The 11,922-nt window shown below is 51.6% G+C and carries 10 protein-coding genes, 1 pseudogene and 1 riboswitch; of the genes and pseudogenes, 4 read left to right on the forward strand and 7 right to left on the reverse strand.

Going from position 1 to position 11,922, the window contains the following annotated elements; translation table 11 throughout:
- Positions 1–84 precede the first annotated feature (84 nt).
- Genes ACHHV8_RS26365 through metA form a run of 3 tightly spaced genes read right to left on the reverse strand, consistent with a single transcriptional unit; the run spans position 85 to position 3,365 of the window.
- On the reverse strand, positions 85–1,251 hold the full coding sequence (locus ACHHV8_RS26365) for an aminotransferase class V-fold PLP-dependent enzyme (RefSeq protein WP_395162349.1): 1,167 nt from the start codon (positions 1,249–1,251) through the stop codon (positions 85–87).
- A 6-nt stretch (positions 1,252–1,257) separates the two neighbouring features.
- Complete coding sequence (locus ACHHV8_RS26370) at positions 1,258–2,442, reverse strand: aminotransferase class I/II-fold pyridoxal phosphate-dependent enzyme (RefSeq protein WP_395162350.1); 1,185 nt, start codon at positions 2,440–2,442, stop codon at positions 1,258–1,260.
- Positions 2,439–3,365: a homoserine O-acetyltransferase MetA gene (gene metA / locus ACHHV8_RS26375; protein ID WP_395162351.1), complete on the reverse strand. Its 927-nt coding sequence runs from the start codon at positions 3,363–3,365 to the stop codon at positions 2,439–2,441. Before metA ends, ACHHV8_RS26370 begins: the two co-directional genes overlap by 4 nt.
- A 107-nt stretch (positions 3,366–3,472) precedes the next feature.
- A riboswitch (SAM riboswitch) is annotated at positions 3,473–3,612 on the reverse strand.
- 523 nt (positions 3,613–4,135) lie between these two features.
- Between metA and corA the strand changes: the two genes are divergently transcribed.
- Together corA and ACHHV8_RS26385 are read left to right on the forward strand one after the other, a co-directional pair.
- Complete coding sequence (corA, locus tag ACHHV8_RS26380; protein ID WP_395162352.1) at positions 4,136–5,071, forward strand: magnesium/cobalt transporter CorA; 936 nt, start codon at positions 4,136–4,138, stop codon at positions 5,069–5,071.
- Between the two features lie 255 nt (positions 5,072–5,326).
- Complete coding sequence (locus ACHHV8_RS26385; protein ID WP_395162353.1) at positions 5,327–5,758, forward strand: universal stress protein; 432 nt, start codon at positions 5,327–5,329, stop codon at positions 5,756–5,758.
- 79 nt (positions 5,759–5,837) lie between these two features.
- On the opposite strand, the gene ACHHV8_RS26390 is transcribed toward ACHHV8_RS26385, so the two are convergent.
- On the reverse strand, positions 5,838–6,854 hold the full coding sequence (locus ACHHV8_RS26390; protein WP_395162354.1) for an HRDC domain-containing protein: 1,017 nt from the start codon (positions 6,852–6,854) through the stop codon (positions 5,838–5,840).
- A 274-nt stretch (positions 6,855–7,128) separates the two neighbouring features.
- Between ACHHV8_RS26390 and ACHHV8_RS26395 the strand changes: the two genes are divergently transcribed.
- Positions 7,129–7,410, forward strand: a complete 282-nt coding sequence (locus ACHHV8_RS26395; RefSeq protein WP_395162355.1) for a hypothetical protein — start codon at positions 7,129–7,131, stop codon at positions 7,408–7,410.
- Positions 7,411–7,565: 155 nt separating this feature from the next.
- Here ACHHV8_RS26395 and ilvD read toward each other — a convergent pair.
- Positions 7,566–9,252 (reverse strand): annotated as a pseudogene (gene ilvD, locus ACHHV8_RS26400) (dihydroxy-acid dehydratase).
- Positions 9,253–9,452: 200 nt separating this feature from the next.
- Between ilvD and ACHHV8_RS26405 the strand changes: the two are divergent.
- Positions 9,453–9,746: a DUF3055 domain-containing protein gene (locus ACHHV8_RS26405; protein ID WP_395162356.1), complete on the forward strand. Its 294-nt coding sequence runs from the start codon at positions 9,453–9,455 to the stop codon at positions 9,744–9,746.
- A gap of 114 nt (positions 9,747–9,860) precedes the next feature.
- Here ACHHV8_RS26405 and ACHHV8_RS26410 read toward each other — a convergent pair whose 3' ends face one another.
- Both ACHHV8_RS26410 and ACHHV8_RS26415 read right to left on the reverse strand, forming a co-directional pair.
- Positions 9,861–10,178 (reverse strand): cupin domain-containing protein, encoded by a 318-nt coding sequence (locus tag ACHHV8_RS26410; RefSeq protein ID WP_395162357.1) that lies wholly within the window; start codon positions 10,176–10,178, stop codon positions 9,861–9,863.
- A 267-nt stretch (positions 10,179–10,445) separates the two neighbouring features.
- Positions 10,446–11,897, reverse strand: coding sequence for an IS1182 family transposase (locus ACHHV8_RS26415; RefSeq protein ID WP_395155790.1), 1,452 nt, complete (start codon positions 11,895–11,897; stop codon positions 10,446–10,448).
- Positions 11,898–11,922 lie beyond the last annotated feature (25 nt).

The raw sequence follows: 11,922 nt of genomic DNA on the forward strand, positions 1-11,922 counted from the left end.
CCGCTGGGCGGCATCTGCCTCCTCATCGGCTCCGATATGACTTCATTGGAAATTCGTGCTCTGCGTCGTGCACGCCCGTCAGCTTCAGCCTTGCAGCGCCTGCTCCAGGTCCTCGAGCAAGTCGTCGATATTCTCAAGCCCGACGGAATAACGGATCAGTCCGTCCGTAATGCCCCGCTCCAGCCTGACCTCTCTAGGCATCGCGGCATGAGACATCATAGCAGGATACGATAAAATACTTTCGACCGCTCCGAGGCTCACGGCAACAAGCGGAATCTGCACCTTGGCGAGCACCTGCTTGGCCCGTTCTTCGGAGCCGACATCGAAAGAAACGACCGCTCCGTACCCGAGCGACTGCTTCTCATGAATGTCACGCCCCGGGTGGGACTCCAGGCCGGGATAGTAGACGCGTCCTACGGCAGGATGCGCAGCAAGCCACGACGCCAGACGTTTGGCGCTGATTTCATGCGCTTCCATACGGTTCTGGAGCGTCTTCATTCCGCGCATCAGCAGCCAGGAATCGGAGACGCCGAGAATGGTGCCGAGTCCGTTCTGCACTGCCTTCATCTGCTGCCCGATGCGATCGTTGGCGACTACGGCCAAGCCTGCCGTCACGTCGCTGTGGCCGCCCAAAAATTTGGTGGCGCTGTGCAGCACAATATCTACACCCAACTCGATCGGACGCTGGTGATAAGGAGTCATGAACGTGTTATCGACCATCGTGAGCAGGTCATGCTCTTTGGCCCAAGCCGTTACGGCTCCAATATCGGTTATTCTCAGTGTCGGGTTCGACGGCGTTTCCATATAAACAACCTTCGTATTCGGCTTCAATGCAGCCTTTACCTTGTCCAAATCAGTCATGTCGACAAACGTGGTTTCCACGTTCATTCGAGTCATGATCGTGCTGAGCAAGCGATAAGTGCCACCGTAAACGTCTTCGGTACAAATGACGTGGTCGCCTGCCGACAGCAGCATGAAGGCCGCCGAAATGGCCGCCATGCCGGAAGCGAAGGCAAAGCCGCGGGTGCCGCCTTCGAGCAGCGCGATATAATCTTCCAGCGCTTGACGGGTCGGATTGCCCGAACGGGTATAATCATACGGCTGATTCGCATCGACGTCCGCTTGATGGAACGTCGATGCCTGGTAAATCGGCGTACTGGAGGCGCCGGTAGCCGGATCGATTTCTTTGCCGAAATGAATCAATTTCGTTGCGAATTGTCTGGATGCGTGAGTGCGGGTAGGTCCGGCCATCGTTATCTAGACCCCCTCAATCTCTGCCTGCGCCAGCGCGATAGCCCGGGACAGATCGGCAATCAGGTCTTCGATGTGCTCGATGCCGACGGAGAACCGCAGCAGACGGTCGTCGACGCCGATCTGGCGGCGGATTTCTTCCGGAATATCCGCATGTGTCTGTACCGCCGGATATGTCATCAGAGACTCCACGCCGCCCAAGCTTTCCGCGAAGGCAATGAGCTCAATATGGCGGAGAATCGGCTCGATCAAGCGGGCATCGTTCACTTTAAATGAGAAAATACCGGTGTTGCCGGACGATTGCCTGCTTTGAACATCATAATTCGGGTGGCTTTCCAGCCCCGGGTAGTAGACGGACTCCACCTGCGGGTGCGTTTGAAGGAAGCTTGCCATACGGGTCGCATTGTATTGATGGCGCTCCATCCGGATCGCCAGCGTCTTCATGCCGCGCATCAACAGCCAGCTGTCCTGCGGGTTCAATACCGCGCCGATGGAGTTATGTAAAAACGCCATCTGCTCGGATAATTCCTTGCCTTTGGTTACAATCAGGCCGGCCAGCACGTCGTTGTGACCGCCCAAATATTTGGTAGCGCTGTGAATGACCACATCGGCGCCCAGCTCAATCGGACGCTGGAAGAACGGTGTCAGCAGCGTGTTATCAACGATGGACAAGATGTTTTTCTTCTTGGCCCAGGCACAAACCTTTTCCAGGTCCGTGATCATCATCAGCGGGTTCGTCGGCGTTTCGATCACAACCGCTTTCGTGTTCGGCCGGTAGTGCGATTCAAGAGCATCCAGATCATTCGTGTCCACATAAGTGGCCGTTACGCCGAAACGGGACATGATTTTTTCAAGTAGTCGGTAAGTGCCGCCGTACAAGTCCAGGGAAACGATCAGATGATCGCCTTGGCTGAACAGAGCGAAGATCGTTTGCAGCGCCGCCATTCCCGAGCTGCAGGCAAAGCCGGCATCACCCGATTCCAGCTGAGCGATGGCGTCCTCGAGCACTTTTCTCGTCGGGCTCTTGGTGCGGGCGTAATCGAAGCCCGTGCTTTGCCCGAGCTTAGGATGCCGGAACGCCGTCGCTTGGTAGATCGGGAAGCTGACCGCACCTGTTACAGGCTCCTGTATCGATCCGATCTGAGCCAACCGGCTCTCAATTTTCAAATCATTCCTGGACTGCTCACTCATATGGAATACTCCTCCTTGTGCAAATCGTACGGGGTCTCTTGGTATACATAATAGTTCAACCAGTTGGAGAACAGCAGGTTGGCATGGGCGCGCCACGAGACAAGCGGTTCTTTGGTAGGGTCGTCGTTCGGATAATAATTTTTGGGAACGGCAATATCCAGCCCTTTGTTGACGTCGCGGTCATACTCGTATTTCAGTGTACACGCATCATATTCGGAATGGCCCGTAACAAAAATATGTTTGCCGTCCTTGGTGCCGACGATGTAAACGCCCGCCTCCGGCGATTCGGACAAAATCTCCAGCTCGGCAATGTTCTCGATATCCTCCCGCCGTACTTCCGTGTGCCGCGATTGGGGCACGAAGAACATTTCGTCAAAGCCGCGAAGCAGCTTCACATTGTGCTTCGTTATCATATGGGGAAACACGCCGAACACCTTTTGATCAAGCGAATATTTCGGCACGCCGAAATGGTGGTACAGGCCGGCTTGAGCCGCCCAGCAAATATGCAGCGTGGAGGTCACGTTGCGGTTGCTCCAGTCCATAATCTGTTTCAATTCATCCCAGTAATACACGTCTTCGAAATCAAGCTGCTCCACAGGAGCACCTGTAATGATCATGCCGTCGAATCTTTCGTTCCTTACATCGTCGAACGTCTTATAAAATTGCTCCAGATGCTCCGGAGACGTATTTTTGGAGGTATGAGTTTTCGGATGCAGCAGGACGAACTCTACCTGTACAGGAGTGTTGCCGATCAAACGCAAAATCTGCGTCTCCGTCGTCTCTTTCGTCGGCATCAGGTTCAATATGGCTATGCGAAGCGGACGAATATCCTGGTGATAGGCTTCCGTTTCGGACATGACGAATATGTTCTCGTTCGTTAAAATCTCTTTGGCGGGCAAATGATCGGGAATTTTAATAGGCATCGGACAGTCACTCCTTTTGTGTAGGTCGTAATTTTCCCGCAAAAAGGCACTAAAAAAGGCCTTTCGCGCGCACACGAGAAAGGCCTTGTCATTTAAACAAATGTCCTCTCTCATCTCTCAGAAGCTTAACGCCTCCGCAAGATTTAGCACCGTGCATTCCTTATCTCCCGCGAGTAACGCGTTAGACAAAGGTTTGTCGGTTGCCGGGTATCATCGGGCTAGTCCCTCCACCTGCTCTTGATAAGAGTTTGAATCTTAATATTCGGTTTGGATGTTACTTAGTAATAATGTATACGAAAACCGGAAAGCCGTCAAGCAATTATGCTCGGCCAATTTTTGTTTTTGGGGCATGATATGGGTAAATAAGCTGTGCAGCGTGTCCATTCCGCGGCTCCAATCATTTTAAAGAAAATAGGCACTTGCCCCTTGCTTAAGTGGAAATTGAGGGGTTATACTAGACAAGTGATTTCGACAACACTTGCAAAGGGGTGCAGCAAACGAATGGACGGAGACCCGAGGAGTAGCATCTACGTTCAACTACAACCGAATATTCGTTTGGAATACCGACGTCTGATCGCCGGCGATTCGAATGCACCGGACCTTGCTTTTACCCATTTATTTTATTCCTGATCCGAGAAGGCCGGTCGGATCCCATGGGGGCCCCGTGCTTTTCCGTTATTTATTCTTATAGGGTGCCGTCCTGCAGCGAACCGCGACGCTTCTTTCTGTCTGTATTCCTCACGATCCAAACATGTGAAGGGGTGGAGCAGATGAAAGCACGCTTGGTACAGGACGGCATTTTCACATTAGTAGAGGATATTACGCAAACCATGGACCCACCGGCGCACGGTTTTTACTGGATCGATGCCGATGTGGAGGATTTGGTCATCTTACAGCCCTTATTCCATCTTCATGAACTGGCCGTGGAGGACTGCTTAACCGAAGAGGAACAGCGTCCGAAAATTGAGCTTTACGATACGAATTATTTTATTGTGGTGAACAGCATCCGGTTTGACGATGAAGAGATCTTTCTGAGAGCGCTGAACATATTTCTCGGCAGACATTACATCATTACCGTAACAAGGCAAAAAATTAACGAGCTCCGTGCTCTGAAGCCTATTCTGTGGGAAGAGGAGGTTACGACCTCCGACCGGTTTCTTTACCACTTGATCGACTTGGTCGTCGATAATTATACGAACGTCGGGGATCGGATCGAAGCCAAAATCGAGAAGCTGGAAGAGGACATTCTGATGCACACGAAGAAAACGCATCTGAATGAAATCATCGGGCTGCGAAGCGAAATTTTATGGCTCAAAAAAGTACTCGTCCCGCAAAAGGAAGTTATTGCTACGCTGCATAAGAAAGAGCTTCGGCTGATCAGCGAGCAGCTGAAAAAATATTTCGGCGACATTTATGAAAATGCCGTCAAAATTTCGGAAACCTTCGATACATTCCGCGATTTGATGGGGAACTTACGAGAAGCCTATCAATCGAGCGTCGCCAACCGGGCGAACGAAATCATGCGCGTATTTACGGCACTGACTACCATCTTCATGCCGCTGACGTTCATTACCGGCATTTACGGAATGAACTTCGAGAATATCCCCGGTATGCACTGGGAATACGGTGATATTACCGTCCTGCTGTTTATGGTCGTTGTCGGATTATCGATGTTTTTCCTGTTCCGGAAGAAGGATTGGCTATGAACGAACCCTCTATAATAAACAAAGGCCCTGTGATTCGTCTCCATGACGATGAAACAGGGCCTTTGTGCTGCTGACTAAGCTTACTTGAGCCTGAAGCTTGAGCTTGCTTGGGACAGGCCGCCTTGGGTGGAAAATCCAGCCCGTTGCCAGCAATGCCGCAGCGCGTAACTGGAATTTCTGCCGACGGGGCCTGCCTGATTCAAGGCTTGGCCATTTCGGGTAATGAATCTAAATTGATACAGTGGGGTGATAGCCATGTTTCGGAAAATTGTAGTGGCCTACGACGGCTCGGAAACGGCCAAGCATGCATTGGACGAAGCGATCGGCATCAAGCGGATCTTCGAGGATTCCATCCTCGAGGTTATCCATGTCTATCAAATCGCCGCAGCCGTGCTCGGAGACGCGCTCGTGACAAATCCGGCTATAGTGCAGAACGAGCTGTATGAAGCGGCGGAAGCCATTACGGAAGAAGCCAGGCAGGCCATCGTCCGGTACCCGATGGCTACGGCTCGTCTGCTCGAGGGAGGTCCGCCGGCCCGTGTTATTCTGGATTATGCGGAAGCTAACGGGTTCGAGCTGCTTATCGTCGGCAGCCGCGGCTTAGGTACCTTCAAGGAGCTGCTGCTCGGCAGCGTCAGCAATGAAATCGTCCAGCATGCCAAAATCCCGGTGCTGGTGGTTAAGTAACAGGAAACCGGATCGGCAGCAAAATGTGCCGGTCCGGTTCTTTTTTGACGACTACACTGCCCATCGGCAGGCCGCTTCCTTAACCCGCCTCAGGCCTTCTTGCTCCTTGAACGCGGCGGAATTTCATTCTCAGCAGCCGGAGCCATTCATAAATCCGGTCTTTTTCCAGAGCGTCCATCTCTCCCTGGTTACTGTACAGCGTCTGCAGGATCGGCTTCAAATACCGGGCCCCCTGCAGCTCGAAGGCAGCCCAGGCGATTTCCTGTTCTTCGGCGGGGATTTCCTTCAGCATCGACTCGATGTACGGCTCCAGGTCATAGCCCTCACGGTCCAGCTCCTCAATCGAAAGCATAACTTCCCTGCGCTGAAGCTGCGTCTGTTCCCGCACGGCTTCCAAGCTATCTCCGCGCGAGATGGCTTCCAGCAGTCTGCGCTTCAGCTCCTGCTTGCTCCGCTCCGCCTGACGCTTACGGTCTTTCTCATGCTGCAGCCAAGCATTGAACTGCACCGGATTAACCTCGCTCTCCACCCATTCCAACGGAAACGGCCGGAGCTGAGGATACTTGCTCGTCAACGCCAGCAGCTCCTCGCCGTACTGCGCTGCTTTATTGCTGCCCAGTCCGGGCAGCTGCCTGAGCTCCTCCAGCGTCTGCGGCAGGAACGTGCTGATCATCCGCAGCAGCCGGTTCGTTGCCACCAGAAAAGGCGCACGCCCTTCTTTATTCGCCTGCTTGAGTCTCCATTGACGTAATTCCTCGTACAAGGTCTCGTCCGCATGGAATTCACTGTAATACTGGATCATTTGGACATAGGCGGACCGGCTGTCCAAGGCTGCCACCTCCGGCAGCATGACAACATCGAGCACCGGCTTGAAGCCATCGCTCTGTTTGGTCAGCAGCTGCTCCCGAAATACGTTCAGCATTTCTTCCCAGCCGGGACCTTCGAACCAGTCCTCATGATGCAGCTCTCCGTCCTCTTTCGTTTCCTGCCAGGCGACAAACCATCTTCCCTTGCTTTCACCTATGGATACCTGCGCGCTTCGAACCCGATCTTCCCCCACCTTCTTCTCCAAACTGTTCAGAAACAACATATTCATGCCAGCATCCCTCCTTGGCGGATTATTCAACCCAACGCCAAAAAACACCTCCCCTACACTAGGTAAGAGAGGTGCTTCCTCCATCGGATTGAAATTATTTCCATTTTACCATACGGACAAGCGATGTTCAACCTTTTTAGCCTATAAAGCTGCATTTGCTGTTATCGCAAGCATTCGATCGGAATGCCTTAGCGGATAAACGAATCCGTCCGGGGAATCCTATTCATGATCTGCTAGCCGTTCATTTCATTGCTTTGGAAAGGAGGTTCAGCTCATGTGTCCGAACGACAATCAGGAAGGATTTATCGAAGAGGATCGGCATAAGTACACCGATGTGAAAAGTGTCGAATCGCAGAGAAACGATCTCATTGCAGAGGAATTTCCCGAGGGGCCTTACGGGGCCAGCAAAATGACCGAATCGCTCGGCAAAAGCACGCCATGGCGTGAGTCCCAACGGCCGCAAAACCGTTTCGCTTACGAAAACCGTGAACTCCATGAAGGACTATACCGCGATTATCCCGGAGAAGACGACAAGTTCGTGAACCGGGATGAGTGAACGACGACAAACACCCCTACAAAGTGGGGCTTAGGCTTCGAAGCGGACTCAGGTACTTTACGGGGACCCCGAAAAGTTATAAATTCTGATATGTCCAAAAAAAACGGCAGGAGGAGCATCACTGTTCCTCACTGCCGTTCTCTATCCTTGAATCATTACACTTTCATGACGCCGCCGGTGCTTGCGTTTGTAACCAGCTTGGAATAACGAGCCAGGTAGCCTGACGTTACTTTTGGCTCGAAGCCTTTCCAGTTCGCTCTGCGTTTCTCGAATTCCTCGTCAGAGATCTCCAGGTTGATCGTACGGTTCTCCAAGTCCAGCTCGATAATGTCGCCGTCTTCAACGAAAGCGATCGGGCCGCCTTCAGCCGCTTCCGGAGAGATATGGCCGATGGAAATACCGCGGGATGCGCCGGAGAAACGTCCGTCGGTGATCAGACCGACTTTGGCGCCGAGACCCATACCTACGATTTGCGAGGTTGGAGCCAGCATTTCCGGCATACCCGGTCCGCCCTTAGCGACCTTCATAGCGGATAACAACGACATGGCCTTCTTTAACATGGCCGTTAGCGATTCCGTACAGCGCATCTTCCTGGGAATCGAAGCAGATGGCCGAACCTTTATGGTAGCCGCCTACGGATTTATCAACCGCGCCTACTTTAATGATAGAGCCTCTTGGCGCCAGGTTACCGAACAATACGGCCAAGCCGCCGCGCTCGGAATGAGGGTTGTCCAGCGGATGGATAACATCCTTGTCCAAAATTTCGCAGCCCGCTACGTTCTCGCGAAGCGTTTTGCCTGTTACGGTGATGCAGTCGCCGTTCAATGCGTCCGGTTTTTTGAGCAGCTCGTTAATGATCGCGCTCACGCCGCCGGCATTGTGCACATCCTCGATATGGTAATCGGAGGCAGGAGCGATTTTGGCCAGATGCGGCACGCGGTTGGCCACTTCGTTGATCCGTTCGATCGGGTACTCGAAGCCGGCTTCGTGCGCCAGAGCCAATGTGTGAAGAACGGTATTCGTGGAACCGCCCATCGCCATATCCAATGCGAAAGCATTGTCGATGGCTTCCATGGTTACGATATCGCGAGGCTTGATGTCCAGCTTGATCAATTCCATCAATTGCTTGGCGGAGCGTTTAACGAATTCCTTACGTTCCGGAGAAACCGCCAGAATCGTACCGTTACCAGGAAGCGCAAGACCTAAGCCTTCCGCCAGGCAGTTCATCGAGTTGGCTGTGAACATACCTGAACAGGAACCGCAAGTCGGGCAGCCGTATTGCTCAAGCTCGAGCAGGCTTTTCTCATCGATTTTACCAACCTGATAAGCGCCTACGCCTTCGAATACGGAAGTCAGGGAAATCGCGCGGCCGTCGCTTGTTCTGCCGGCTTTCATCGGTCCGCCGCTGACGAACATCGTCGGAATGTTGACGCGAAGCGCGCCCATCATCATGCCCGGCGTAATTTTATCGCAGTTCGGGATACATACCATACCGTCAAACCAGTGAGCGGAAACAACCGTCTCCAAGGAATCGGCAATAATCTCACGGCTTGGCAGCGAATAGCGCATACCGATGTGACCCATTGCAATACCGTCGTCTACGCCGATCGTATTGAACTCGAAAGGAACGCCGCCGGCTTCGCGGATCGCTTCTTTAACAATTTTACCGAATTCCTGCAAGTGAACATGACCGGGAACGATATCAATATAAGAGTTGCATACCGCAATAAACGGTTTGTCGAAATCTTCTTCCTTCACGCCGGCTGCACGCAGCAAGCTGCGGTGGGGAGCACGGTCGAAACCTTTTTTAATCATGTCACTTCTCATTTTTGGCTTAGACATAGGACTGGAAGGCCTCCCTGTAGGATGTATTTAGATATCATCATTTATCGTGGTTCTATCATTCTATAAATTCTATCATGTTTGTCGACAAATGAAAATGTTCTGACACGAAATATTGATGGAAGTCTTTTGCCGGGCTGCATATATTAATGTATAATCAGGTTACGACAGATGCAATTATAGAACGGAGTGTGAAACGGATGTCCGAATTTGACTATTTATACGACTCTACCGAGGAAACGACGACCCGCTTTGTCTGTTTGGTGGGCGAATCGATGCGCCGTTTCGATCTGGCCATTACGAATACAAACCGCTTTTACGGTAAAAAGATGGTAACCGACCTGCAGAGCGGCCGCACGGCCGTAATCGGCCCCGACGATTTGCAGGAGGAAGGCTATATCGAGCACGTATACAAATTGACCGAAGAGGAAGCGGTCGAACTGACCCACTTTTTGGAGCAGATCGTGGGAGCCATTCATTTCACCGATATTTAATTCGGTGCAGCGATGCCCCGCTCCCCGGCGGCAGCAAGAAGAAGACCGGTTCAGCCGACAAAGGCCGACACGGTCTTTTTTTCATGTGAACCCTATTCGTTCGGCCGCGTGTTCTTAACGCTTGACCAAGTCCTCGCGGACCGGTGTAAACGTATCCAACAAAATGCTCGGCTCCAGCGCCAGTGCGCCGTGCTTCGCCCCGCTAGGGATGTAAATGGTTTCCCCTTGTCCGATAACGCGTTTCTCGCCGTCGATCGTAAATTCGAGCTTTCCTTTGATACAGTATGAAAGCTGTTCATGCAGGTGGCTGTGCACATAGCCTTCCGCGTTGGCTTCAAAATGAACTTCCATCATCATAATGGTTTCGCCCGGTTCGAAAATTTTGCGTTTGACGCCCGGCTCCGCATTTTCCCATACACCAATGTTGCTCATATTCCATCCTCCCGAATCGTTCAGAATAGTTGCTGCCTCTTCCACTTTCAGAATAAAGAAATCCATCATCTATTATACTTGAATTTCATTCGCAATAGATTGTCTTTTTTTTAGAGTGTATTGTAAAAAAACGCTACCGGTAGTCCTTGAGGCCACTGAAGAACTTACGTTTTTTCGGTGAGTCCAGGCGTTAGGCGAAAAAAATGCGGCACCTGTTCCGATTTTCTCGGAGGGTACCGCATTTTTCATAGGGCTTTACGCTATTTTTTAGTCAGCCAGTTTCAATATCCGCTTTAAGTTTACTGCGAATATGGCCATAGCTCCTTGTATCTGCATGCCTAACAGACCCGAGGACGTGGCTACGTCGTACCCGTGCCGGTGCTTAAGTTCGCTGTTTTTGGCCTCGATCTTGTACCGTTCTTTCGCCTTCTCTTTGAAATACTCCGTTTCCTGGAATGCCATCTGCTCGGCGTGCTCCCCGGATTTAATGCTCACCGAGTACGTTTTACTTTTAGAGCCCTCCTTGTAGCATCCTTCTTTGAAGGGGCATCGTTTGCATAGCTCCACATCGAAATAGTAAGTGTCCTTTTGGTTTTTGCTGATTCCCTTTTTTCCTGTCCGCGCTTTCCGAATCGCCATATGGCCTGCCTTGCATACATACATGCCTGCATCTTTATTGAATTCGAATTCATCTTCCTTTTTGCGCATACCCTGGGTGATTTGTGGGTTAAGCCGGGAGACGAGTTCAATCTGATTTTCCTTGCTGTATGCGATGTTTTCTTTTTCCGAATAGGCCATATCGCCAATTACCGTCTTTACATCCATGCCCGCAGCCTTGCTTTTCTCGATGAGCGATTGCAACTGCTTGCCATCGTTCTTCTCTCCGGTCGTTACAATTGCCGCCGTAATGATTCGTTCCTCACTCATGGCAATATGCGTCTTATAGCCAAAAAACGAGGAATCTGCACTCTTGTGGCCGACGCGCGCATCCTGATCTTGCGAGATGCGCAGTTGTTCTATGTCATCCTCGACGGTCTCTTTTAGCAGATTCAACGGTTCTGTAATCTTAGGCAGTTGGGCGATACCAAGCCCGGTTTCGGTAACCTCGATGAGCTTCTGGCAATAGTCGATCTCGGCCTCGAGCGTATCCACGGCGTTCTTGGCAGGTAGCTTCCCCTTCAGCGATTCGTCGATAGAGTAGATGGCTTTTCGCAATTTGCGGGAACGGTCCTGTAAAATCTCCCTCGGTGATTTCTGGTTATAACGGGCTTTTGTATGCGTCGCGTCCACGATGATGGAGGTGCTCGTTAAAATCCCTTGCGCAGTAGCTAGTTCAACTGTCTTGCCGATGAGCAGATCCAGCAGATCCATGTTTTTTAACCGCAACTTGCGGAACTTCGTAAGGGAGCTCGGGTCGATGACGGCTTCTTCCGGAGCCATCTGAAGGAAGTATTTAAAAGACATATCGTACCGGGAGCGCTCGACCAGATCCACGTCCGACACCTCGAAAATAGCTTTCAGAAGCAGATATTTAAACATCCGCAACGGATCGATGGCGTTACGGCCGTTGTCCAAACAGTAGTTAGCTTTCAATTCGTCGTAGACGAAGGAGAAGTCAACCAGCTCATTTATCTGGCGTAGCATGTTGTCTTTCGGCACGATGAGGTCATATAGCGCTGTGTATGGGCTTAATGCAAAAGAAAGTTGAGGCTGGAACATGGTCTTCACCCTTCCGACGTATTAC

This window comes from Paenibacillus sp. TAB_01, assembly GCF_043945595.1.
In the GTDB taxonomy this organism is placed as follows: Bacteria; Bacillota; Bacilli; order Paenibacillales; family NBRC-103111; genus Paenibacillus_S.

Excerpts from the sequence above, each read along its gene's own strand:
- ACHHV8_RS26385 (WP_395162353.1), top strand. The coding sequence starts at position 5,327 with ATGTTTCGGAAAATTGTAGTGGCCTACGACGGCTCGGAAACGGCCAAG.
- ACHHV8_RS26410 (WP_395162357.1), bottom strand. The coding sequence starts at position 10,178 with ATGAGCAACATTGGTGTATGGGAAAATGCGGAGCCGGGCGTCAAACGC.
- ACHHV8_RS26370 (WP_395162350.1), bottom strand. The coding sequence starts at position 2,442 with ATGAGTGAGCAGTCCAGGAATGATTTGAAAATTGAGAGCCGGTTGGCT.
- ACHHV8_RS26405 (WP_395162356.1), top strand. The coding sequence starts at position 9,453 with ATGTCCGAATTTGACTATTTATACGACTCTACCGAGGAAACGACGACC.
- ACHHV8_RS26390 (WP_395162354.1), bottom strand. The coding sequence starts at position 6,854 with ATGAATATGTTGTTTCTGAACAGTTTGGAGAAGAAGGTGGGGGAAGAT.
- ACHHV8_RS26415 (WP_395155790.1), bottom strand. The coding sequence starts at position 11,897 with ATGTTCCAGCCTCAACTTTCTTTTGCATTAAGCCCATACACAGCGCTA.
- ACHHV8_RS26395 (WP_395162355.1), top strand. The coding sequence starts at position 7,129 with ATGTGTCCGAACGACAATCAGGAAGGATTTATCGAAGAGGATCGGCAT.
- corA (WP_395162352.1), top strand. The coding sequence starts at position 4,136 with ATGAAAGCACGCTTGGTACAGGACGGCATTTTCACATTAGTAGAGGAT.
- metA (WP_395162351.1), bottom strand. The coding sequence starts at position 3,365 with ATGCCTATTAAAATTCCCGATCATTTGCCCGCCAAAGAGATTTTAACG.
- ACHHV8_RS26365 (WP_395162349.1), bottom strand. The coding sequence starts at position 1,251 with ATGGCCGGACCTACCCGCACTCACGCATCCAGACAATTCGCAACGAAA.